General features: G+C 57.3%; 22 protein-coding genes, 1 tRNA gene and 1 pseudogene. 13 read left to right on the forward strand and 11 right to left on the reverse strand.

Translation table 11 applies throughout. The annotated features are described in order from the left end of the window. The first annotated feature begins 2 nt into the window (after positions 1-2). Complete coding sequence (locus ACR0LI_RS00105; protein WP_480717798.1) at positions 3-785, forward strand: dimethylarginine dimethylaminohydrolase family protein; 783 nt, start codon at positions 3-5, stop codon at positions 783-785. Between the two features lie 265 nt (positions 786-1,050). Here ACR0LI_RS00105 and ACR0LI_RS00110 read toward each other — a convergent pair whose 3' ends face one another. Genes ACR0LI_RS00110 through ACR0LI_RS00120 form a run of 3 tightly spaced genes read right to left on the reverse strand, consistent with a single transcriptional unit; the run spans position 1,051 to position 2,712 of the window. Beyond that, a complete protein-coding gene (locus tag ACR0LI_RS00110; RefSeq protein ID WP_480717799.1) occupies positions 1,051-1,926 on the reverse strand; it encodes a copper resistance D family protein in 876 nt (291 codons plus the stop codon). A 2-nt stretch (positions 1,927-1,928) separates the two neighbouring features. Then, positions 1,929-2,270: a copper resistance CopC family protein gene (locus ACR0LI_RS00115; protein ID WP_171634580.1), complete on the reverse strand. Its 342-nt coding sequence runs from the start codon at positions 2,268-2,270 to the stop codon at positions 1,929-1,931. 10 nt (positions 2,271-2,280) lie between these two features. Continuing rightward, positions 2,281-2,712: a c-type cytochrome gene (locus ACR0LI_RS00120; protein ID WP_171634577.1), complete on the reverse strand. Its 432-nt coding sequence runs from the start codon at positions 2,710-2,712 to the stop codon at positions 2,281-2,283. Positions 2,713-3,568: 856 nt separating this feature from the next. Here ACR0LI_RS00120 and ACR0LI_RS00125 point away from each other — a divergent pair. Further along, a pseudogene (locus ACR0LI_RS00125) lies at positions 3,569-4,802 on the forward strand (IS3 family transposase); the annotation flags it as partial. 444 nt (positions 4,803-5,246) lie between these two features. Here the strand turns inward: ACR0LI_RS00125 and ACR0LI_RS00130 are convergent. The 4 genes from ACR0LI_RS00130 to ACR0LI_RS00145 form a co-directional block, all read right to left on the reverse strand. Next, on the reverse strand, positions 5,247-6,014 hold the full coding sequence (locus tag ACR0LI_RS00130) for a hypothetical protein (RefSeq protein ID WP_480492183.1): 768 nt from the start codon (positions 6,012-6,014) through the stop codon (positions 5,247-5,249). Beyond that, on the reverse strand, positions 6,011-6,640 hold the full coding sequence (locus tag ACR0LI_RS00135; RefSeq protein WP_171722717.1) for a hypothetical protein: 630 nt from the start codon (positions 6,638-6,640) through the stop codon (positions 6,011-6,013). The genes ACR0LI_RS00130 and ACR0LI_RS00135 overlap by 4 nt, the downstream gene beginning before the upstream one ends. 664 nt (positions 6,641-7,304) lie before the next feature. Next, positions 7,305-7,380: transfer RNA gene (locus ACR0LI_RS00140), tRNA-Ala, on the reverse strand. Between the two features lie 143 nt (positions 7,381-7,523). Beyond that, positions 7,524-7,850: a TIGR02300 family protein gene (locus tag ACR0LI_RS00145; RefSeq protein WP_171634574.1), complete on the reverse strand. Its 327-nt coding sequence runs from the start codon at positions 7,848-7,850 to the stop codon at positions 7,524-7,526. Positions 7,851-7,950: 100 nt separating this feature from the next. Here ACR0LI_RS00145 and ACR0LI_RS00150 point away from each other — a divergent pair, with 100 nt between their 5' ends. The 3 genes from ACR0LI_RS00150 (at position 7,951) to ACR0LI_RS00160 (ending at position 10,568) form a co-directional block, all read left to right on the forward strand. Further along, complete coding sequence (locus ACR0LI_RS00150; RefSeq protein WP_245217951.1) at positions 7,951-8,646, forward strand: M48 family metallopeptidase; 696 nt, start codon at positions 7,951-7,953, stop codon at positions 8,644-8,646. Between the two features lie 30 nt (positions 8,647-8,676). After that, positions 8,677-9,324 (forward strand): GntR family transcriptional regulator, encoded by a 648-nt coding sequence (locus ACR0LI_RS00155; protein WP_170346010.1) that lies wholly within the window; start codon positions 8,677-8,679, stop codon positions 9,322-9,324. A gap of 113 nt (positions 9,325-9,437) precedes the next feature. Continuing rightward, on the forward strand, positions 9,438-10,568 hold the full coding sequence (locus ACR0LI_RS00160) for a lytic murein transglycosylase (RefSeq protein WP_480717800.1): 1,131 nt from the start codon (positions 9,438-9,440) through the stop codon (positions 10,566-10,568). Positions 10,569-10,571: 3 nt separating this feature from the next. Here ACR0LI_RS00160 and ACR0LI_RS00165 read toward each other — a convergent pair whose 3' ends face one another. Further along, positions 10,572-11,534 (reverse strand): acetyl-CoA carboxylase carboxyltransferase subunit alpha, encoded by a 963-nt coding sequence (locus ACR0LI_RS00165; protein ID WP_210092762.1) that lies wholly within the window; start codon positions 11,532-11,534, stop codon positions 10,572-10,574. A gap of 103 nt (positions 11,535-11,637) precedes the next feature. On the opposite strand from ACR0LI_RS00165, the gene ACR0LI_RS00170 reads away from it, so the two are divergent. Then, on the forward strand, positions 11,638-11,808 hold the full coding sequence (locus ACR0LI_RS00170; protein ID WP_480492181.1) for a hypothetical protein: 171 nt from the start codon (positions 11,638-11,640) through the stop codon (positions 11,806-11,808). On the opposite strand, the gene ACR0LI_RS00175 is transcribed toward ACR0LI_RS00170, so the two are convergent. Beyond that, entirely contained in the window at positions 11,784-12,380 is a 597-nt protein-coding gene (locus ACR0LI_RS00175) for a LysE family translocator (RefSeq protein ID WP_209832242.1), read from the reverse strand. The genes ACR0LI_RS00170 and ACR0LI_RS00175 overlap by 25 nt on opposite strands. A 73-nt stretch (positions 12,381-12,453) precedes the next feature. On the opposite strand from ACR0LI_RS00175, the gene ACR0LI_RS00180 reads away from it, so the two are divergent. Both ACR0LI_RS00180 and ACR0LI_RS00185 read left to right on the forward strand, forming a co-directional pair. Then, entirely contained in the window at positions 12,454-12,906 is a 453-nt protein-coding gene (locus ACR0LI_RS00180; protein WP_171634561.1) for an Lrp/AsnC family transcriptional regulator, read from the forward strand. Between the two features lie 119 nt (positions 12,907-13,025). Next, positions 13,026-13,604 (forward strand): PA14 domain-containing protein, encoded by a 579-nt coding sequence (locus ACR0LI_RS00185; RefSeq protein ID WP_171722721.1) that lies wholly within the window; start codon positions 13,026-13,028, stop codon positions 13,602-13,604. A 42-nt stretch (positions 13,605-13,646) separates the two neighbouring features. On the opposite strand, the gene ACR0LI_RS00190 is transcribed toward ACR0LI_RS00185, so the two are convergent. Beyond that, positions 13,647-14,609 carry an L-malyl-CoA/beta-methylmalyl-CoA lyase gene (locus tag ACR0LI_RS00190; RefSeq protein WP_171722722.1) on the reverse strand — a complete coding sequence of 321 codons (963 nt, stop codon included), beginning with the start codon at positions 14,607-14,609 and terminating at the stop codon, positions 13,647-13,649. Between the two features lie 295 nt (positions 14,610-14,904). On the opposite strand from ACR0LI_RS00190, the gene dgcN reads away from it, so the two are divergent. The 3 genes from dgcN to ACR0LI_RS00205 all read left to right on the forward strand — a co-directional run bounded on the left by dgcN (position 14,905) and on the right by ACR0LI_RS00205 (position 17,818). Then, positions 14,905-15,906 (forward strand): N-acetyltransferase DgcN, encoded by a 1,002-nt coding sequence (dgcN, locus tag ACR0LI_RS00195; protein WP_210092758.1) that lies wholly within the window; start codon positions 14,905-14,907, stop codon positions 15,904-15,906. Between the two features lie 75 nt (positions 15,907-15,981). Then, positions 15,982-16,947, forward strand: coding sequence for an N-acetyl-D-Glu racemase DgcA (gene dgcA / locus ACR0LI_RS00200; RefSeq protein WP_171722724.1), 966 nt, complete (start codon positions 15,982-15,984; stop codon positions 16,945-16,947). Between the two features lie 10 nt (positions 16,948-16,957). Next, positions 16,958-17,818, forward strand: a complete 861-nt coding sequence (locus ACR0LI_RS00205; RefSeq protein ID WP_152459035.1) for a D-amino-acid transaminase — start codon at positions 16,958-16,960, stop codon at positions 17,816-17,818. Positions 17,819-18,041: 223 nt separating this feature from the next. On the opposite strand, the gene ACR0LI_RS00210 is transcribed toward ACR0LI_RS00205, so the two are convergent. Further along, a complete protein-coding gene (locus ACR0LI_RS00210; RefSeq protein WP_210092756.1) occupies positions 18,042-18,944 on the reverse strand; it encodes a LysR substrate-binding domain-containing protein in 903 nt (300 codons plus the stop codon). Between the two features lie 172 nt (positions 18,945-19,116). On the opposite strand from ACR0LI_RS00210, the gene ugpB reads away from it, so the two are divergent. Both ugpB and ugpA read left to right on the forward strand, forming a co-directional pair. Next, positions 19,117-20,427 (forward strand): sn-glycerol-3-phosphate ABC transporter substrate-binding protein UgpB, encoded by a 1,311-nt coding sequence (ugpB, locus tag ACR0LI_RS00215; protein WP_209832246.1) that lies wholly within the window; start codon positions 19,117-19,119, stop codon positions 20,425-20,427. 61 nt (positions 20,428-20,488) lie between these two features. After that, positions 20,489-21,370, forward strand: coding sequence for a sn-glycerol-3-phosphate ABC transporter permease UgpA (ugpA, locus tag ACR0LI_RS00220; RefSeq protein ID WP_152459032.1), 882 nt, complete (start codon positions 20,489-20,491; stop codon positions 21,368-21,370). Positions 21,371-21,383: the final 13 nt, after the last annotated feature.

The following is a 21,383-nucleotide window of genomic DNA, read 5'->3' on the forward strand; positions in this document are numbered from 1 at the left end:
GCATGTCAGACCCAACTTTTGAGTTTTCCCGCGCCATCACCCGGCGCCCGGCACCGACCATCGCTGACGGATTGCGCGCAGAAGATATCGGAAACCCGGATTTCGATGGGATGACGGCCGCGCATGGGGCATACGTGGCAGCACTGAAAAGCACCGGGGCCGAGGTGATCGAGCTTGATCCCCTGGATGCGTTCCCTGACGCACAGTTTGTGGAAGATACGGCCCTGTGCCTGCCGCAGGGTGCTGTGCTGATGCGGCCGGGCGCGCCTTCGCGGATGGGGGAAGTGGCCGAGATCGCCCCGGCACTGCGGACCTGCTATGAAACGGTCACACAGATCAATGGTCCCGGCCATATCGAGGGTGGAGACATCCTTGTAACCGGCCGCGAAATTCTTGTGGGCCGGTCAGACCGCACTGACGCGGAAGGTGTTGAAGAACTGGCGAAAATCACCTCGGAATGGGGACACAAACTGCGGGAAGTGTTCACACCCGAGGGCGTTTTGCACTTCAAAACGGATTGTTCGCTGATGGATGCCGAGACGATCCTTGCGACCCGGCGATTGGACGCTTCGAGCTGTTTTGAAGGCTTCCGGGTGCTGCATGTAGCTGACGGCGAGGAGGCGGCGGCAAACGCGATTAGGTTCAACAATCTGGTGCTGATGGCCGCTGGGTTTCCGCGCACCGCAGAGATGCTGGACCGCGAAGGCTATGAGGTCGTTGAAATTGACAATACCGATTGTGCAAAGCTTGATGGTGGCATGTCCTGTCTTTCATTAAGGTTCTGAGGGGCAGCTGCAGGGTTCAGACCCCAGTGAATTCGGCAGGTCGCGTGTTGATGGTTCGAAAGACAGGCGGTGAGCAAGCTTGATTTCTTACGGTTGACCGGCGGGCAGGTGGCACTGTTTGAACCCTGTTTGCCAAAGCCCAATGGCTAGGCCCCACGGCAAGGGTCGGCAGGCCCTGAGTGGGATTGTCTTCCTTGTTCGCATCGGATCGTGCACCGCCGCTGCCGTTGCTGCACACTGCGCGCGCACCGGTGTCTGGCCCGCTCTAATGGCCCGAATTCGGAAGCGCCAGAACACTCGTGAGTGTTGCCGTTGTTGCCAGTACCACCAACACCATCAATGCCTCAACCTGGATGGAGCGGGCGAGGCGTTGCGCTGCATTGACCTCTCCACCTTGCATGGCCGGAACAAATCGGAGCTTGTTTGCGGCGGCAAGAAACAACAGCAGCGCCACAAAAAACACTTTGAGCAACAACGCCTGCCCGTAGCCAGTGAACAGCAGCTCTTGGACATTGCCGACAAGCAACCAGGCCATCCAAAGGCCCGCCACGATCAACGCCGGCACAAGCCAAGTGGCAGCTTGCCCAAAGACATGACCGAGTTCAGCAGCATCCTTCAGGTGTTCAGGAGCAAGGGCCATATTCCGCAGCGGGCTGAAGATGCCCACCCAGAAAGCTACACACAACAGGTGCAGCAGGAGCAGGAGCTGGATACCAAAGCTCTCCAGTTCCGGCACGTGCCCGATCTGCGCAAACGACCACAGAGCGATCGTGCCACCCAACAGCGCGATCCACTGACCAAAGCGAGGAACGGACAGCCCCACAAGGATCAACGATGCGCCAGAAAGGCGATAAACAAGTGCGTCGCCCACGGATGTCTGCCACAGCAGGCCAAGCATCTTCGGATCGACCATGCCGTCAACCCCGCCTGTCAAGGCGGCCCCACGAAGCAAGAAGCCAACTGCTGTCGCGACAAGAGCAAGCCATGCCAAGGCCCTGGCATGGCGCGTCATCGCAAGGTTCACCGGCGCGACAAGGCCGGAATAGAGGCATCCAACAATCACAAGCCCGGCGGAGCCCGCAAAGCCAATGTAGAGCACCAGCTTTGCGAGGATCGCGCCAATCGCCCAGATGTCTGGCATGCTCAATCCACGGTAAAGGAAAACGCGCCCTGCATCGCATGGCCGTCTTCACCCAAACCGCGCCATTCGATGACATAGGTGCCCGTTCCATTGCTCGGCAGTGGGATCGTGAACGCCTGACCAAAATTTGTCTGGTCACCCAAATCCAAGCTTACTGCCGAGTGTTCTTCATGGGCCATCTCTATCCGTGTCAGCCGGATGTTTTTTGAGAAGTTGAGGCCAATTTCAGCAGGCACATCCGTTATCCTGGAGCCGTTGGCAGGGGTTGTTTCTTCGACCTTGGAATGCGCCAGTGCGCCGTTGGCAAGCGCAACCATAAGCGCAAATGTCATGATCTTCTTCATTGGGTTACCCTCAGTTTATTCCGTTGGCACGCTGGATTTCGCGAATGTAGGCGATCACCATGGCAACGTCACCTCGTGTCAGCCCCTCCACGGGCGGCATGTCGCCAAATTGCCAATGGTGGCTTCTTACACCTTGTGAAACCGCCCTCTGAAAGGCTTCATCCGCATGGTGACTGGGTTCGTATATTTTGTGGATCAGGGGCGGCCCCGCACCCTCTACACCGACCGCGTTGGCGCCGTGGCATGACGCGCAGGAGACCTCAAAAACACGCTGGCCGATTGCGGCATTGCCTTCGATGGTCGGCATCCGAATTGCGACCATGGCGTCGCCTATGCGTGTTTCATGCGGTGTGGCTTCTTCGATTCCGCCGGGGCGAAGAGTTATGAAAGCGGCGACCGCAGCGACAGTGCATGCGCCGATTAGAAAGTGACTTTTATTCATGGATTGGTCCTGACATTTTGGAAGCTGGTAACGCTGCGGCACATCGCGAACAGCCGCACGTGCTGGTCGCGTACATCCGCAGGGATTCGTGCTGCTTCAAAGGTCAGGGGGCCTGTAGATTGCGCCCGGTTCACTCAGCTTGACTTGGGTTCCAGCATGGAGCTCCGGGTCAGTATCACGCCGACCCTTGGCATCTTCACTGACTTGGAACGGCAATGCAACGGCTTGGCAGATAAAGGGATTGCACTCTCCGGTTTCGGAACTCTCCGGATCATGATGATGACCTGAAGCCAAGACGTCTTCGCTCATTGCCAATGCAGAGTGTTCGGAAGGTTGCGTATGGTGCTCACAGTGAAGGCCCACGCAGCCCTTCGACAGCGCGTGCGCAACACCGCCAATGCCGGTCAGGATGACCAGAACGCCAACCAATAGAACAAGTGAATATCGCCGGATGACCATGGTGCAGGACGCTAATGCACGGGAGCGCCCGTGACAACGCCATACAGTTCATCCCCCCCGGAACAAGATCGCTTACTGGTGGTCTGAGATGCAAAAAAGCAAACCGTGTCTGCGATGCGGTTTTGTGCGCTGCATTCTCACCTTAGTCTTCATGGCCCAATTCGCAGTATCGAATGGTATCAATCATGCGCTCCCTCTGAGACTCATTGAAAAGGCTGAATTTATCCCACGCGCCTTTGTCCTTGCCAAAGCACTCTTGAGTTCCCGGGCATTATTGTGCGTAGTTCATGCCCGACTGTTATTTGTGCTTTTTGTCTGACGTCAGCGCCAATGGGACAGTTTAGGTCGATTTGATAAGAGAGGGTTTCTGGCACATTGTAACCACCAAGGAGTGGAGATGAGACAGAAACCCGGAACCAAGCAAAGCCACGGTGAGAAGGTCGTCAAAGACATCCGTCGCGCCACACGCAAACAGTATACAGCGGAGGAGAAGATCAGGATCGTGCTGGTCGGCCTGAAGGGCGAGGATAGCATTGCTGAGCTATGCCGCCGCGAAGGCATTGCCCAGAGCCTGTATTGCAGGGAATTCCTTGAGGCTGGAAAGAAGCGTCTGGCTGGCGACACGGCCCGTGCAGCTACTTCGACCGAAGTCAAAGACCTGCGTCGGGAATCCCGCGATTTGAAAGAGGCCGTCGCTGAGCAGGCCTTGGAACTTCGACTGCTCAAAAAAAAGCATGATTGCGCCCTCTCGGCAGCATACTTTGCATGCGCCTGTCAGGTGACAGATGGGGGCGACGACGAATGAGGTACCCCGCATCTGAGAAACTGGAGATCATCCGCCTCGTCGAAGGCTCGCACCTGCCGACAGGGCGCACGTTGGACAAGCTCGGTATTCCTAGAACGACCTTCTATCGCTGGTACGACCGGTATCTGGCCGGTGGCCCCGAAGCGCTTGAGGATCGCAGTCCCAAGCCATCGCGGGTCTGGAACCGCATTCCCGAGCCGGTTCGTGAGAAGGTCAAGGACCTGGCCCTGAAGGAAAGCGATCTGTCGCCACGTGAGCTGGCCGTGCGCTTCACCGACGTGGAAAAGTATTTTGTGTCAGAGGCTTCGGTCTATCGCATCCTCAAGTCCTACGACCTGATCACCAGCCCAGCCTATGTGGTTCTGTCCGCCGCTGACAAGTTCCACGACAAGACCACACGGCCGAACCAGCTCTGGCAGACCGACTTCACCTACCTGAAAGTGATCGGCTGGGGCTGGTTCTACCTATCGACGATCCTCGACGACTACAGCCGTTACATCATCGCGTGGAAGCTCTGCACGACGATGAAGGCCTGCGAAGTAACCGACACGTTGGACCTGGCGCTGCAAGCCTCAGGGGCGATCAGGCGACGGTCCTGCACAAACCAAGGCTGCTCAGTGACAACGGGTCCAGTTACATCCCCAGCGAGTTAGCCGATTGGCTGGAAGATCGGCAGATGGATCATGTTCGAGGTGCCCCGTATCACCCGCAAACTCAGGGGTAGATCGAGCGATGGCATCAGACTTTGAAAAACCGCATCCTGCTGGAAAACTACTACCTGCCCGGTGATCTCCGGCAAAAGATCGATGCCTTCGTCGATCACTATACAGTGACCGTTGTGAAAGGCAGCTTTGACGGGCCGCATTGCAGCATTACCCAAGCGAATCCAAAGTATGCTATGGGCCGGCCACAGAACTTTGCGGAGCCCGTTAGACGCCCGGCGGATCGGCGTCGCGAGAGTGAGGTAACGATAAACAGTGATCCCCTGACCACATGTGAAGCCATCCAGATGGCAACCTGTGTCGAATTCAGAATTTCACTGTCGCAATTCACCGGCGCCGGTCGGACAAGGGATGTGACTGTTCAACGCCTTCTCCCGGCCCGGATGATCAGGGCGCGAACAAACACGAGCCTACCAGAGATTCCAATGGCGTCTGGCTTCACCTCTCTCGGGTGGAGGTGGGTGGCGAAATCGGTCAGATCGGCATTGCCACGGTGCCCGAGTAGTTGGCTATCGAGAAGGAATTGATTTAACTGATTTCGATCTGCGTCATTCGCTTGCACAATTTGACCGATCGGCGTTGAATTTCACACATTGAGGTGAGTGGATTAAAAGCCTTGTCCTGGTGACTCTTTCGACTCGGGACTGGTCGCATCCGCAGAATACGGCCTCGGTGTTGTCTGGTTCAACGGGAACAGGCCCGATGGATTGTGGGCCGGCGTTTAGTGTGTAGCGATTTGCCACATCGTTAGAGTTCACTAAGCAATCAGGAAACCTTTTCATGAAAACGTCAAGAAGCTGCTCTGGTTCAACTCCGTCGGTTTTGAAATCCGAACAAAACAACAATGCAGTAGGTTTCCCAGACTCCCAGTCGACCGCTACTCCCTCGGAACGCATCAATGCCAACATATCGTTCGCATACGCATAACCGGGCCCGCCTTCTGAAACATCTCGGAATCGTGGATCGTATTGGGGCGGTTCCGATGGAAGAAGCAGTGCAAGTAATCCAGCTACTGAAGACCCCCCATAGAGAAAGAACTTTATAACTTCTTTGACGGCGTCATCTCTAATGTCCTGAAATATTTTGACTATGTACCAAATAAGGCGCTTGAACGGATTGCTCCAACTTGGGGGGGGATCGGGTGCGTGGTCTCCATCCCCGCCACCGTTACCATTGTCGCCACCCCCACCGTCGCCGCCGTGGCTAACTTCGTCTCGATCTCCTGTATCGCCGCTACCGCCTGTTTCACGGTCGGCTAATTTGGGGTTTTGTTCGATCGCATTGGGTTTCGACTTTTTTTCGTCTTCATCAGTCATCGGGAATTCTCTACCGGCAGGAAAAGGATTTCGACTGAACTTCCGCGCTCATTCACAAATACCAGTTGAGGTAGGAATAACTCTTCAACGGTCACATTGCCTTTCAAAAAACTGTTTAAGCTCTCCAAAGCATCCGGGGGAGACGCCACCCACGCACATCGTGCACCGAAAAAAGACAAGTCCGCATCATGGGCGTCTCCAAAGAAGATGGCTTGACCTTCCTTTAACGCAGTCATGCGAATGCAGGCTTCTATACCTTCTTGGGCTTCGCTCGTTAGTAGCTCGTCGTCAGGCGTATCCTCTGGTGATGCGGCAGCCAGCAACAGCGCGATGCTTTTTGCAATGTCTTCGGAGTTCGTTGAACTCCCACTCGAAATAGCGTTTCTAGCTAAATCGAGAGCATTGAATACCTCCGATTGGGGAGGGCTCCCTGCCGTCACACCTTCTACCGAGAAGCGACATATCTTACTGCTGGTATCGACGGCTATAGTCATGGAAAGACTGTCCGGCCATCCGATCCTTGCTTCACTGTCCACAGCATTGCACACGTCTCGGGCGGCATAAGCCTGGTCAAAGAAGATCGTAGAAAAAATAATTGTTAAGAGTCCAAAACAATATCGATACATTTAATCACCCAAAAAACAAAAAATTCTTAATTGCCTGAAATTACCACAAAACTCGGTAATTTGACACTTTCATCAGAGGACACCGTTCGTGACTGGCATCGTTTAAGGTTAACCTTGATAAAAGGAGTCCTGCCGATTCATAACTTGGCACAATAGAGAGGTGCACCCTACAAGATGTAGTGGCGCATTTTACGTTTCAGGGAGGCAGTTATGCACCCGCGCCGGGGAAAGCCCGACAATCCGAAATTCTCAGATTTCCATGGGGACGCGCCTCGGACAGTCCGTGGTCACAGATTCTCCGGGCGCGCAGGTAGAGTGGGCGACGGCCCTAGGTGCCAGAGGGGACGTGAAACAGGTCAGTAGGCACAGGTTGCTGGTTCAAGTCCTGCTCGCCATGGCGGTAGCTTAAGGGGATAGAGCGGTGCTGAATACCTGCCCATGAATTCCACCCCAACTAACTTGTTTGGGGTAGCCCGTCAGCCCTGGTTGGCGGGTTTTACTATTCAAAGCCAACCCTCCGGATTCTTCCCCTAGGTCACTGAGAACTGGCTTTGACTAACACAGTTGCGGGTCGCATGCAGCGCCCGAAAGGTCGCGTTGGCCAGAAAATGGAAGAAACACGCGAGTTAATGGAAGAACTATGGAGAGTTTTTCAAGTGCGGGATGGTGGAGCCTAGGGGAGTCGAACCCCTGACCTCTTGCATGCCATGCAAGCGCTCTCCCAACTGAGCTAAGGCCCCATCTAGGTACCGCTGATGCGGTGGACGGACGTTTAGGAGACAGTGACGACGAGTGCAAGTCCAAAAATGGAATCGAACGCGAATTTCCGCACTAAGCTGTCCGTGGAACGAAAAAGGCGACCCTGTGGTCGCCTTTGACTTGATCAGTTTTCGTCTTCCGAAGACATGTCGGTGATATCATCCAGCGACACGTCATCACTGGTGTCATCATCGTCATCCAGCAGATCGTCATCCAGTTCGACGTCGACAGAGTCGTCGTCATCCAGAACCAGGTCCTCTTCCGACGCGTTTTCACGCGCTTTGACCGAGGCGGCATCTTCTGCATCCGCCGCGATCATGCGGCTTTTGGATGTTTCAAGCTCCACGATCTCGCCAGTGTAGGGGCTGATGATCGGGTCCTTGTTCAGGTCGTAGAATCGCTTACCGGTGGTCGGGCAAACGCGCTTTACGCCCCATTCTTCCTTGGGCATGTCAAATCCCCTTGATATCAGGTGAGTCGTCTAAATGATTCAGCTCACCTGCCACAGGCAGAGAGCACTGTCAAAGTCTTTGCGCAAGAGAGGTCGCGATATGGGAGAGCATGCACTGCCAGGGACACCACCGGTGCCGCTGAGGCTGCGCAAATCCGCCCGGGCGCGGCGCATCAGTTTGCGAATTTCTCAACTGGATGGCAGGGTTACGCTGACCTATCCGGTCGGTGTGCCTGAATCCGAGGCGCTGAGTTTCGCACGTACCAAGGAAGAGTGGATTCGCCAGCATTTGCAGGACAGGCCGGAAACGGCCGTGGTGCAGTTCGGACAGAAGATACCGATTGAAGGCGTTGTCCGGCGAATCGTGCCCGCCAAGGGTCGGCGTGTTCAGTTGATGGCGGATGAGGTCGCAGTGCCCGAAGGGGCCGAGGCACGCAGATTGGCCCGGTTTCTGAAGGAATTGGCGCGGGACCGATTGATTGGCGCGTGTGATGATTACGCGGCAATGCTGGGGCGGTCGTACAGCACGCTCGGCCTGCGCGACACGCGGTCACGTTGGGGATCATGCAGTTCACAGGGTGGATTGATGTTCTCGTGGCGGCTCATTCTCGCGCCGTCCGAGGTGCTGCACTATGTGGCCGCGCATGAAGTGGCGCATCTTGTCGAGATGAACCACTCGCCCGCGTTCTGGGAACAGGTGGAAAGCATTTTCGGCCCCTGCCAGCAACCCCGCCGCTGGTTGCGTGACAATGGGGCAGAGCTGCATCGTTACAGGTTTGACGCAAAGCCGAGTTGACCTTGCACTGTTTTGTGATCACATAAGCGGATGTTGAGCACACGCCCGTCTGACACCCAAACTGCCACTCATGACCGGGTGTACCGAGCCCTGAGGTCTCGAATCATGCATGGTGAGATGGCGCCGGGACAGGCGCTGACCTTGCGTGGCATCGGCAAGGAATTCGGCGTCTCGATGACCCCGGCGCGAGAGGCCGTGCGCCGTCTGGCCGCCGAGGGGGCTTTGTTCCTGTCCAATTCCGGCCGGGTCTCGACACCTGAGTTGACCAACGACCGGATAGAAGAATTGGCGGCGTTGCGCGCGTTGCTGGAAGTCGAGCTGGCCAGCCGGGCTTTGCCCCGGGCGCATATTGCGCTGATCGACCGCTTGCAGACCATCAACATGACCGTTGCCGAGATGGTGACCAAGCGGGACGCGGTTGGGTACATCCGTTCAAATCTGGAATTTCACCGCACCCTTTACCTGCGCGCTCAGGCGCCCGCGATGTTGGCCATTGCCGAAACGGTCTGGCTGCAACTCGGGCCGACGATGAGGGCGCTTTACGGGCGTCTCAGGCGCACTGAGCCACCGCATTATCACAAGCTGATCATTGCGGCCCTCAAGGCCGGTGACGAACCGGGCTTGCGCCTGGCGGTCCGTTCGGACGTGACGCAGGGATTGCGCTTGCTGGTGAGCTGAGCGGCATCCCGCCGACATTCCCGCGCCTACTGCTCAAGGTTTCACCGTTCTGGCCTGTTCAGTCCGACTGGGTTACTCTTGAGGCAAATCACAAACAAGAGCAGACCACAGCCATGATCACTCGACGGACTTTTTCCATTTGCCTTGGATCAACATTGTTGGCCGCCTGCACGGGTGGCGGTGCGCCATCCAGCGCGCCTGCATCGCGTATGCGGGCTGTTCCCAATGCGGGTTGGGATGCCTGGGTTGCCGGGTTCAAGGGCAGGGCGGCATCGCAAGGTATTTCACAATCCACGATTGACCGCGCCTTTCAGGGGGCAGGGTATCTGCCCGATGTGATCGAGCGCGACCGCAATCAGGTAGAGTTCAAACGCTCGCTCGAAGACTACCTGGCCATTGCCGCCTCGGACGAGCGGATCAGCACCGGCCAGAAGATGCTGCGGCAATACAACGGGACGCTGTCGCAGATCGAGGCGCAGTACGGGGTGGACAAGGAAATCGTCGTTGCAGTGTGGGGGCTGGAAAGCCGCTATGGCGCGCGTCGCGGCGATGTGCCCGTTGTGTCAGCCCTGTCGACGCTGGCCTATGACGGGCGGCGTGGTCAGTTCTTTGAAAGCCAGTTGATCGCGGCGCTCAAGATCCTTCAGAATGGTGACACCACGCCAGACAGGATGACCGGCAGCTGGGCCGGTGCGATGGGGCACACGCAGTTCATTCCAACCTCTTACCTGGCCTATGCCGTGGATTTCACCGGCGACGGGCGGCGCGATATCTGGTCGGACGATCCGACGGATTCGCTGGCTTCGACCGCTGCTTACCTGTCGCGCGCAGGCTGGGTGCGGGGGCAGCCTTGGGGGGGCGAGGTCGGAACCGTTTCCGGCACGCCGGTCGCCGTGCTGCAACCGCAGAAACCCGGGCCGCGCATTGCCGTCTTCCGCAATTTTCAGGTCATCAAGCGCTATAACAATTCGGACAGTTACGCGATCGGGGTCGGTCATCTGGCGGACAGAATCGCCGGTGGCGCGCCGTTTCAGGCCTCGTTCGGGCCAGATGCAAACGGTCTGACATTGGACGACCGCAAGGAATTGCAACGGCGGCTGACATCCCAAGGGTATAATACGAAAGGCGCGGATGGGGTGATCGGCAAAAACACGACGTCTGCTATCAGCGCGTATCAAAGCGCCAATGGCCTGGCGGTCACCGGAGAACCCTCGGTTGCGTTGTTGCGCAGGTTGGGCGGCTGACGGTTACGCCGCCAACCCTTTCGAGCCGATATCGAGGAATTTTTGACGGCGGTCCTGTATCAGGGTCGCCGCGTCTTTGCCGTCCAGTTCCGCCAGCATATCGGTGAGAGCCGCGCGTACAGCCTCGACAGCGGCCGGACGATCGCGATGCGCGCCGCCCTTGGGTTCAGGGATGATCCGGTCGCAAACGCCAAGCTTGTGAAGATCCTGAGCGGTCAGACGCAGCGCCTCGGCCGCTTCACGCATCTTTTCTGCATCTTTCCAAAGAATCGATGCGCAACCTTCCGGCGAGATCACCGAATAGACCGAGTGTTCCAGCATTGCCACGCGGTTGGCGGAGGCAAAGGCCACGGCCCCGCCCGAGCCGCCTTCGCCGATGATGACCGACACCAGGGGCACGCCGATCTTCAGACACATCTGGGTCGAGCGGGCAATCGCTTCGGACTGACCGCGTTCCTCGGCGCCTTTGCCGGGATAGGCGCCCGCGGTGTCGATCAGGGTGATCACTGGCAGGCCGAACCGCCCGGCCATCTCCATCAGGCGCACGGCCTTGCGATAGCCTTCGGGACGGGCCATGCCGAAATTTCGTTCGATCCGCGATTTGGTGTCGCTGCCTTTTTCATGGCCGATCACCATGACGGGTTGATCGTTGAAACGTGCAAGCCCGCCGATCACCGCCAGATCATCGGCAAAATTGCGATCTCCGGCCAGAGGGGTGAATTCGGTGAACAGGGCATTGACGTAATCGTTGCAATGCGGGCGTTCCGGGTGTCGGGCGACCTGGCATTTCCGCCATGGGGTCAGGTCGGCATAAAGCTCATCCAGAAGCTTGGCGGCTTTGGCGTCCAGCGCGGCGGCTTCTTCGGTTACGTCCATCTCTTCGTTGGTGCGGGCCAACGCACGCAGTTCTTCAGCCTTGCCTTCAATTTCAGCCAGCGGTTTTTCGAAATCCAGATACTGGGTCATGACGCCTCTCAACGCGAAAGTTCCCTGCTATATGGCCTGACGGTGCTCCGGATGCAACTCGGCAAGATCCGAGTGGTGAAGATGTTCGATTTCAGATGGGTGAATGGAAAACCGGATACTGATGGCCACCGCCAAGAAAGACCCCGCGCTGCGCGCTCTGGCCTGCACCCACGACAAACTTACGCGGCGTCTGACCCTGTACCCACCCGACACCGCGCCCGAGGATGTGCTGGCCGAAACCTGTCTGGGTCAACTGGGCCAGAGAACGGGATAGAGCGAGGCCACAAGCAGCACCGCCATTGTCCAGTTGAACGCAACCAGCCTGCGCGGGTTCGTCAGCACCCGCGACATCTGCTGCCCGAGAAAGGTCCATGTGCTCACCGATGGCAGGTTGACCGCCCCGAAAACCAACGCCACAAGCGCAATCGCATGCAGGGTCTGATTGGGCGTGTAAGCGGTTGTGGCGGTCAGGGCCATGGCCCAGGCTTTGGGGTTCACCCACTGAAAGGCGGCGGCTTGCAAAAACGTCATGGGTGTCCCCGCTGCCAAATCGCCTGCGGCTGGCGCGGCATGCGCGATCTTCCATGCCAGATAAAGCAGATAGATCACCGATACGACCTTCAGCACTGAATAGCTGACCGGGTACTGGTCAAAGACCTGAACCAGCCCTGCACCGACCAGCAGCACCATGAGCGTGAAGCCAAGGCCAATGCCCAGCATATGCGGGATCGAACGCCGAAAGCCGAAATTCGCACCCGATGCCATCAGCATCAGATTGTTCGGCCCGGGCGTAATGGATGTCACGAAGGCAAAAGCGATGAGCGCCAGAAGGATGTCGTAAGTCATGCTGCGAAGTATCGTCTGACCGGCAGCAAATGAAATTGCTTTTTCGTGCGCATTTCCGCTATTTCTGCAACTTATGATGAAGAATGATCGGATAAATCGCCAGATATTGCACGAACTGACCCGTGATGGGCGCATCAGCAATCTGGAGTTGGCCGAACGGGTCGGGCTGTCTCCGTCCGCCTGCCTGCGTCGCGTTCAAGAGCTTGAGAAGGCCGGCGTAATCACAGGCTATCGTGCGGTTCTGAAACCGGCCGCGATGGGTGTCGGCTTTGTCGCCTATATCGGGGTCGGTCTTGGTGAACACACGAAAGCGGCGCAAGAGGGGTTCGAGCGGGCCCTGCAACAAGCCCCCGAAGTGGTCGAATGCCACAACATAACCGGTACAATCGAATACCTGCTGCGTGTCGAATGCGCCGATCTGCCGTCCTACAAGACCTTCCATACCGAGGTGCTGGGAACGCTGCCTCATGTCACGTCGATCACATCCTATGTGGTCATGGGGTCACCCAAGGATCTGCGTGCTTAACCACTGGAAATGTGAAGCCACACTCTCTTGCAGCGCAAATTTTCAGGGCCTAGTGTCATTGTAATGACGTTGCCAGGGGAAACGCCCAGCCAAAACGGTACGCAAACAGGGAGATTACGATGAAACTCGTTCGAACAGTGGCGACCGCAGTTGCCATCTCGGTCATTGCCGGGGCTGCTTTGTCTGCCCCGTTGAAACTGCAACCTGCCAATCCACAGCCATCTCCGAAGGCGGGGTTGAATGTCAAATACTCTGGTACAGGCAATCAACACAAGAAGATCCGGGATCTGAGTCAGGCAAAAAGCATGCTGTCTAAGGCGAAGCCCGGAAAGCCGTTGCGCGGGTTGGACTACAGGGACACCAGCAAGGGTGAGGATGTCTTGACCTTCGACCAAGCCTACAACGTTGCCGCCGAGGTCACAGGCTATATGCGCTTTGACTCACCTGGCGTTTACGAGCTGGAAACCTGGTCGAATGACGGGATAGAGGCTTGGGTTGGCGGTCAGCAGATTGGCCGGGTAAATGGCATTCAGGGCTGTGAAGCCAATCAACGCACCGAAGTGGAAGTGCCCAAGGCGGGCTGGTATCCATTGAAGATCGTCTATTTCCAGAAACTGGGAACCTCTTGCCTGATGATGAAGTCAGGAAAGAAGGGGGAACGCTTCACATGGACGCCCAATGACGTTTTTGGCCGTTGAAGAATTTGAAAGGGGCGCTCGATGGAGCGCCCTTTTTATGGCTTAGCAGCCCGCCGCAATCAGTTCGGCCTGCGCCACGATGACTTCGGCCTGCTTGATTGAGGCGATGTCGACAAGGCGGCCTTTATAGACGGTTGCACCCTCACCGTTGGCTTTGGCCTGTTCCATTGCGGCCAGGATTTCGCGCGCCTCGGAAACGGCCTCATCCGACGGGGTAAAGACCTGATTGGCCAGTGCAATCTGCTTGGGGTGGATCGCCCATTTGCCGACCATGCCCAGCGTGGCCGAGCGTTTCGCCTGAGCGATGTATCCCTCATCATCGCTGAAATCCCCGAATGGCCCATCCACTGGCAGCACCCCATGGGTGCGGCAGGCGGCAACGATGGCGGCTTGGGCCCAGTGCCACGGATCGGACCAGTGTTTTTCACCCTCGCGCAGCATGTAATAGTTTTCCTGTGTGCCGCCGATGCCCGTGGTCTGCATTCCCATCGAGGCCGCAAAATCTGCGGCTCCAAGGCTCATGGCCTGCAAGCGGGGAGAGGAGGCTGCGATCTCTTCCACATGCGCGATACCGGCTGCGGATTCGATAATGACCTCGAAGCTGATCGGTTTGGTCCGGCCCCTGGCGCGTTCAATGGCGGTGACAAGGGCATCCACGGCATAGACATCCGATGCGCAGCCGACTTTGGGAATCATGATCTGGTCCAGACGGTCGCCTGCCTGCTCCAACACGTCGACAACGTCACGATACCAATAGGGGGTATCCAATCCGTTGATGCGAACGGACATGTATTTGTTGCCCCAATCAACAGTGTTCAGGGCTTCGATGACATTGGCGCGGGCTATGTCCTTGTCCGAAGGAGCAACCGAATCCTCAAGGTCAAGGTTGATCACATCCGCAGCAGAAGCTGCCATTTTCGGGAACAGTTTGGTATTCGATCCCGGACCAAACAGTTGGCAGCGATTGGGTCGTGCAGGCGCGGCGGGTTGGATGCGAAAGCTCATCTGGACCTCGTGTGGGTAATGAAATTGCGATATTCTCGCCCAATGAGGTATTAAATTGCGCAACCTGGCGCAAGGGAGATTGTGCATCTGCGGCAATGCGGGTGCAGAATGCTGCGTGTCAGCAGCTGGGAAGTGGTGATTAAAGTTTAATCATTTTAAAAACTTCGAAGAATTTTGCGTCTTTTGTGTCCGTGGCGCAAGAATGTCGCGTACCTGCCGTGTTTGGCGGACCAAAACGCGAAACGCTCGTTTAAACGCTTCTCTAGCTTAGGCCGGAATCAAAGGAGTGACCGCAATGATCGAGACACCGTACCTGCTGTTTTTGGGCGATGCGCCCGACCAATTGGCGGCCAAAGTGGCTGTGGGCATCAAGGATTGGCGCCCGGAAAACGCCGTCGGCCAATATCGTATGGACGGCTGCAAGGCTGATCTGGGTCTGAAGGATATGACCCTGACCGAGGCCAAAGCGGCCGGCGCTAAAACGCTGGTTATCGGTGTCGCCAACCGTGGCGGTGTGATCAGCAACGCCTGGAAAGAAGTTTTGATTGAAGCGCTGGAAATGGGCTTTGATCTGGCTTCGGGCTTGCACAACCTGCTGCGCGATGAAGGTGATCTTGTTGCCGCGGCACAAACGCATGGTTGCACCTTGCATGACGTGCGTGTGCCGACTGTCGGATACCCGATCGCAAATGGCCGAAAGCGCACTGGCAAGCGTTGCCTCGCGGTCGGAACCGATTGCTCGGCCGGCAAGATGTACACGGCGATGTCGATGGATGCCGAGATGCGCAAGCGCGGCATGAAATCCACATTCCGTGCCACAGGCCAGACAGGCATCCTGATCACCGGGCAGGGTGTTCCGCTGGACGCGGTCATTGCAGACTTCATGGCTGGCTCGGTCGAATATCTGACACCGGACAATGACGAGGATCACTGGGACCACATTGAAGGGCAGGGGTCGCTGTTCCATGTCTCTTATTCGGGTGTGACCATGGCGCTGATCCATGGCGGGCAGCCCGACGCACTGATCCTGTGCCACGAACCGACCCGGACCCATATGCGTGGTCTGCCCGAGTATTCCCTGCCGACACTGGCGCAATTGCGTGACACGGCCCTGCCGCTGGCGCGGATTGCAAATCCGGCCTGTCAGGTTGCGGGTGTGTCGGTCAACACGCAGAACCTGAGCGAAGACGACGCCAAGGCTTATCTGGCCAAGGTCGAGGAAGAGCTGGGTCTGCCCGCAACCGACCCGTTCCGCTTCGGTGCCGGTAAGCTGGTGGACGCGCTGGCCGCAATGTGATCTGAACAATGCGCCGGTGGCGGGGGTGTTTCGCCTCCGGCGTGAGTATTCCGGAAAAGATGAAGGAGCGGGTGCGTGCAGATAGAGGTCTCTCGCGATGTGTTTCAGTTGGCGCAGGTGTTTACCATCTCGCGCGGGTCACGGACCGAAGCAAAGGTGCTGACGGTGCAGGTGTCGGACGGAACGCATCAGGGCTGGGGCGAATGCGTCCCTTATGCGCGTTATGACGAAACGCTCGAGTCGGTCGAGGCCGAGATCGCCGGTCTGCCTGCTGAGTTTAGCCGTCGGTCGCTGATGGACCTGCTGCCTGCCGGTGCCGCCCGGAACGCCGTGGATTGTGCTTTGTGGGATCTGGAAAGCAAGCGCGCAGGAAAACGCGCCTGGGATTTGGCGGGCCTGCCGGTGCCCGGACCCGAGATCACGGCCTATACTCTGTCGTTGGATACTCCGGAGGCAATGCAGTCTCAGGCGGCCGAGAACGCGCACCGCCCGCTTCTGAAGATCAAGCTGGGCACGCCAGATGACATGCCCCGGCTCGAGGCCGTGCGCGCAGGTGCTCCGAACGCCAGGATCATCGTGGATGCGAACGAAGGCTGGTCGGCCGAGGTTTACGCCGACCTCGCCCCGCATCTTGTGCGTTTGGGCGTGGCACTGGTCGAGCAGCCATTGCCGGCCGGTGACGACGACGCTTTGATCGGAATGGACCGCCCGGTGCCCGTCTGCGCCGACGAGTCCTGCCATGATCGCGCCAGCCTGCCCGGGCTTAAGGGGAAATACGATGTCATCAACATCAAACTCGACAAGACCGGTGGCCTGACCGAGGCGCTTGAACTGCGCAAAGCCGCAATCGCGGAAGGGTATGACATCATGGTCGGCTGCATGGTTGGCAGTTCGCTTGCCATGGCACCCGCGACACTGTTGGCGCAGGGTGCGGTGGTGACGGACCTTGACGGCCCGCTTCTGTTGGCCGAAGACCGCGACACCCCGCTGATTTTTGACGACGCCGGAGTTCACCCGCCCGAAGCGGCGCTCTGGGGCTGAGGAGACAAACATGACCCGAACCGTTTATGTAAATGGCGAATACCTGCCCGAGACCGAGGCCAAGGTATCCATCTTTGACCGTGGCTTCCTGTTTGCAGACGCGGTTTACGAAGTGACCAGTGTGCTGGATGGCAAGCTGATCGATTTCGAGGGTCACGCGGTGCGCCTGAAGCGGTCTCTGGACGAGCTGGAGATGGCCGAGCCCTGCACCAAGGAAGAGCTGCTGGAAATCCACCGCAAGCTGGTTGATCTGAATGGCATCGAAGAGGGCCTGGTTTACCTTCAGGTTTCGCGCGGCAGTGACGGCGACCGGGATTTTGTCTTCCCTTCGGCCGATACCAAGCCAAGCCTCGTTCTGTTCACCCAGAACAAGCCCGGGCTGGCTGACAGCCCGGCGGCACGGAAAGGTGCCAAGATCATCTCTATCGAGGACATCCGTTGGGGCCGCCGCGACATCAAAACCGTGCAACTGCTTTACCCTTCGATGGGCAAGATGATGGCCAAGAAAGCGGGGTGCGACGATGCATGGCTGGTCGAGGACGGCTTTGTAACCGAGGGCACCAGCAACAACGCCTATTTCGTCAAGAACGGCAAGATCGTGACTCGCCCGCTGTCCAACGACATCCTGCACGGGATCACTCGCAAGGCCGTGCTGCGCATGGCGGCCGAAGCACAGATGGAAGTTGAAGAGCGGCTGTTTACCATCGACGAAGCCAAAGAGGCTGATGAGGCCTTCACGACCTCGGCCAGTGCTTTCGTGATGCCGGTGGTTGAAATTGACGGAGTCACGCTGGGTGATGGTACACCCGGTCCGATTGCCAAACGCCTTCGTGAAATTTACCTGGATGAAAGCCGAAAGGCCGCGATCTGAAGAAATACCACGTTGGACGGCGTTGCGGTAAATTGCTGCGGCGCCGTGTCGACATCAGTCGGGTCCAAGGGGCCGTGAATTTCGCTGTAAATCCCGCCAAGCATGAGCAGTTCACATACGGCTTTCGGCCGAAAGGCAGGTCACTTACAAGGTTGAGCCGGAACACTGGTATTATCGTCGGACCAGTTCCTGCTGTGTCACAGGAATATGGTTGAAGGCGGGGTTACCCGACCTTGAAAGGGCTCAGGCTTTCCTGAAACTGTTCGATGAATTCCAGTGTTACCAATGACGGTTGCTTCAAAATTGGACGCACCAACGAGAGGGTATGCGTCAAGGACGGCTTGAACGGCCGATAACTCAATCCCCACGACGTGTATTGGACAGCATCCAGTTCGCTAACGACCGAGACACCAACACCTTCCAGCGCCAATTCACATGCTGCCGTGAACTGCCTGACCTCGATATGCGAGTTCAATTCGACATTGGCATGTTGAAACACTTTTGAAAGCCGCCCGAAAAAGTCGCTGTCGCGTCGGGTGTGGATGATTTTGCTGTGTGCAAGATCCGCCGGAGTAATTTCGGACAGGCCTTCCAACTCGTGCCCAGTGGGGAACACGCACACCGTGCGAACGTCGATGTTCCTGCTTTCTACGGCCGGATGACCGTGAAAGCTGTCAGTGATTCCGAAATCATACTGCTCGCCGATCATCCATTCCAGAATGCGTTCAGGTCTGTCAGGTTCGATCGTCAGGGTGACACCGGGCCGATCCTTCAGGAAACCGGCGACGACTTTGGGCAAATGGCTGGTGGCAAATCCCGGCAGGCACGCGACACGGATGTGCCCTGCTTTGCGTTGCGTGATATCCTGGCTGACATCCGAAATCTGTCTCATCAATTCGAGAACGCGCTCGACACTTGGCAAGAGATAGCGAACCTCCTGCGTTGGCACCAATCGGCCTTCCCGGCGGTCAAAAAGCTGAAACCCAAGCGATTTTTCAAGATCGGACAGCAATCTGCTGACAGCTGGCTGGGTCACGCCCAGATCAGCCGCTGCGGCCGTGACAGACCCGTTGGTGGTCACGGCCATCAGGGCCTCCAACTGCCGAACTCTCAGAATTTGACTCATTGCTGATCCCGATCTGCTGCGCCATTTCATAACACTATGTTATTTTTTCACCAAGTAGATAGGCCTTGAATTATATTTTTGTAACGTTAACGTCGTGAAATCGTCATGTGGGCCGTTTACGCGTTGCGGTCGGTATTCAACGAAGCATCAACCCTGATGCATGGGAGGAATCATGAAAAAGAATCTGCTTGGCGCTCTTGCCATCACCACGGCCTTGTCCCCCTTGGCGGCAATGGCGCAAACCGAAGTCCAGTTCTGGCATGCCTTCACCGGTCGCCTTGGGGAACTTGTCAAAGGACAGGTTGAAGAATTCAACGCCAGTCAGGATGAGTTCGTCGTGGTCGAAAGCCACAAGGGCAACTACTCGGAAACCCTGAATGCCGGGATTGCTGCATTCCGGGCCGGTGAACAACCACATATTCTGATGGTGTTCGAAGTCGGCACAGCGACAATGATGTCAGCCAAAGGGGCGATCAAGCCGGTCTATGAAGTGATGGCCGAAAGCGGCGCGTCTTTTGATCCCGACGCGTATATTGGCGCCGTCAAAGGCTACTACACAACCACTGACGGAGAGATGCTGTCGCTTCCCTTCAACTCCTCGACGCCGGTCCTGTGGGTCAACCGCGATGCCATGCAAGCGGCGGGTGTTGATCCGGACACGGATCTGTCCACTTGGGAAAAAGTCGGCGAAGTGCTCGAGCAGCTGAAGGCAGGTGGCGAGGATTGCCCGCTGGTGACAGCATGGCAAAGCTGGATTCACCTTGAAAACCTTTCAGCCTATCACGATGTTCCCTTTGCCTCACGGGACAACGGATTTGCCGGTCTGGATACCGAGCTGATGCTGAACGGTCCGGTGCAGGTTGCACATCTGACCGCGATGGGTGACTGGGCCAAGGACGGCAAGTTCATCTATACCGGCCGCAGAAACGAAGGTGGTGCGAACTTCCGGTCAGGCGAGTGCGCATTGTTCACCGAAAGTTCGGCCGGATACGCCGGCATCAAGGCAGAGGCCGAGTTCGATTTCGACGTGCGTCCGCTGCCCTATTGGGAATCCGTAACCAGTGAGCCGCAAAACACCATCATCGGTGGCGCGTCTCTTTGGGTAATGGAGGGTCATGAGCCGGAAGAGTACAAGGGCGTCGGAGAGTTCCTGAGCTTCCTGTCATCACCTGATGTACAAGCGGCCTGGCACCAGAACACCGGTTACCTTCCAATCACGACAGAAGCGGGTGAGGTTACGCGTGCCGCCGGTTTTTATGACGAAAACCCGGGCACCGACGTCGCAGTGATCCAGATGACCACGAAAGAGCCGACCGCAAATTCGAAAGGCTTGCGCTTGGGATCGTTCGACCAGATCCGGGGCATCATCGACGAAGAGCTTGAGGCGATCTGGTCCGGTGAGAAGACCGCTCAGGAAGCGATGGACAGCGCGAAGGAGCGCGGCGATGCGTTGCTGCGCCGGTTCGAATCCGCCAATCAATAAGTCGTAACGTCATGCGGGCCCTTTCGGGGCCCGCATTTTCTTTCTTCGGTGGGTTTTCAGGATGGAAAAACGCGTCACCTTTCGCGGCTGGCTGTTGCCATTGGCGTTGATCGCCCCTCAGGTCATCATTTCCGCTGTTTTCTTTTTCTATCCCGCCGGTCAGGCCATCTGGCAGTCGCTGTTCATACCTGACCCGTTCGGGCTGTCGTCCCAGTTCGTGGGGCTCGGCAACTTTGAATTCCTGCTGAGTGACAAGTTTTATCGCGCCTCCTTCGTGACGACGGCGGTGTTTTCCACGCTGGTCACGTTGTGCTCGATGATCCCTGCCTTGTTTCTTGCGGTCATTGCGGATCGATTGATCAAAGGGTCCGGGGTCTATCGGACGTTGCTGATCTGGCCCTACGCTGTTGCCCCTGCGGTTGCGGGCGTTCTGTGGCTGTTCATGTTCAACACGCGCGTCGGCGTCGTGTCATGGTATCTTGGCCAGCTTGGATATGACTGGAACCACGTTCTGAACGGCACCGAAGCCATGGGGCTGGTGGTCGTTGCCTCTGCCTGGGGGCGCATAAGCTATAACTTCCTGTTCTTTTTCGCTGCCCTGCAATCCGTTCCAAGATCCGTGATCGAGGCGGCGGCGATTGACGGCGCGCATTTCTGGCGCCGATTCTTCACGATCGTGCTGCCGCTGCTGTCGCCGACGGCGTTCTTCTTGCTGGTGGTGAACGTCGTTTATGCCTTCTTCGAGACCTTTGGCGTGATCCACACGATCACCGGCGGCGGGCCGCAACAGTCGACGACAATCCTTGTCTACAAGGTATTCTCGGACGGGTTTGTGGGGCAGGACCTCGGCTCGTCTTCGGCGCAATCGGTCATCTTGCTGATCGTCGTCGGCCTGTTGACGGTCATCCAGTTCAAATACGTGGAAAAGAGGGTGCATTACTAATGGCGGCCCAACA

It is taken from the genome of Ruegeria sp. CL7 (assembly GCF_056536445.1).

Excerpts from the sequence above, each read along its gene's own strand:
- ACR0LI_RS00170 (WP_480492181.1), top strand. The coding sequence starts at position 11,638 with ATGGAAAACCGGATACTGATGGCCACCGCCAAGAAAGACCCCGCGCTG.
- ACR0LI_RS00130 (WP_480492183.1), bottom strand. The coding sequence starts at position 6,014 with ATGACTGATGAAGACGAAAAAAAGTCGAAACCCAATGCGATCGAACAA.
- ACR0LI_RS00150 (WP_245217951.1), top strand. The coding sequence starts at position 7,951 with ATGGGAGAGCATGCACTGCCAGGGACACCACCGGTGCCGCTGAGGCTG.
- ACR0LI_RS00205 (WP_152459035.1), top strand. The coding sequence starts at position 16,958 with ATGACCCGAACCGTTTATGTAAATGGCGAATACCTGCCCGAGACCGAG.
- ACR0LI_RS00155 (WP_170346010.1), top strand. The coding sequence starts at position 8,677 with ATGTTGAGCACACGCCCGTCTGACACCCAAACTGCCACTCATGACCGG.
- ACR0LI_RS00175 (WP_209832242.1), bottom strand. The coding sequence starts at position 12,380 with ATGACTTACGACATCCTTCTGGCGCTCATCGCTTTTGCCTTCGTGACA.
- ACR0LI_RS00135 (WP_171722717.1), bottom strand. The coding sequence starts at position 6,640 with ATGTATCGATATTGTTTTGGACTCTTAACAATTATTTTTTCTACGATC.
- ACR0LI_RS00185 (WP_171722721.1), top strand. The coding sequence starts at position 13,026 with ATGAAACTCGTTCGAACAGTGGCGACCGCAGTTGCCATCTCGGTCATT.
- ACR0LI_RS00210 (WP_210092756.1), bottom strand. The coding sequence starts at position 18,944 with ATGAGTCAAATTCTGAGAGTTCGGCAGTTGGAGGCCCTGATGGCCGTG.
- ACR0LI_RS00165 (WP_210092762.1), bottom strand. The coding sequence starts at position 11,534 with ATGACCCAGTATCTGGATTTCGAAAAACCGCTGGCTGAAATTGAAGGC.
- ACR0LI_RS00190 (WP_171722722.1), bottom strand. The coding sequence starts at position 14,609 with ATGAGCTTTCGCATCCAACCCGCCGCGCCTGCACGACCCAATCGCTGC.
- dgcN (WP_210092758.1), top strand. The coding sequence starts at position 14,905 with ATGATCGAGACACCGTACCTGCTGTTTTTGGGCGATGCGCCCGACCAA.
- ACR0LI_RS00145 (WP_171634574.1), bottom strand. The coding sequence starts at position 7,850 with ATGCCCAAGGAAGAATGGGGCGTAAAGCGCGTTTGCCCGACCACCGGT.
- ACR0LI_RS00180 (WP_171634561.1), top strand. The coding sequence starts at position 12,454 with ATGATGAAGAATGATCGGATAAATCGCCAGATATTGCACGAACTGACC.
- ACR0LI_RS00105 (WP_480717798.1), top strand. The coding sequence starts at position 3 with ATGTCAGACCCAACTTTTGAGTTTTCCCGCGCCATCACCCGGCGCCCG.
- ACR0LI_RS00120 (WP_171634577.1), bottom strand. The coding sequence starts at position 2,712 with ATGAATAAAAGTCACTTTCTAATCGGCGCATGCACTGTCGCTGCGGTC.
- ACR0LI_RS00110 (WP_480717799.1), bottom strand. The coding sequence starts at position 1,926 with ATGCCAGACATCTGGGCGATTGGCGCGATCCTCGCAAAGCTGGTGCTC.
- ugpA (WP_152459032.1), top strand. The coding sequence starts at position 20,489 with ATGGAAAAACGCGTCACCTTTCGCGGCTGGCTGTTGCCATTGGCGTTG.
- ugpB (WP_209832246.1), top strand. The coding sequence starts at position 19,117 with ATGAAAAAGAATCTGCTTGGCGCTCTTGCCATCACCACGGCCTTGTCC.
- ACR0LI_RS00115 (WP_171634580.1), bottom strand. The coding sequence starts at position 2,270 with ATGAAGAAGATCATGACATTTGCGCTTATGGTTGCGCTTGCCAACGGC.
- ACR0LI_RS00160 (WP_480717800.1), top strand. The coding sequence starts at position 9,438 with ATGATCACTCGACGGACTTTTTCCATTTGCCTTGGATCAACATTGTTG.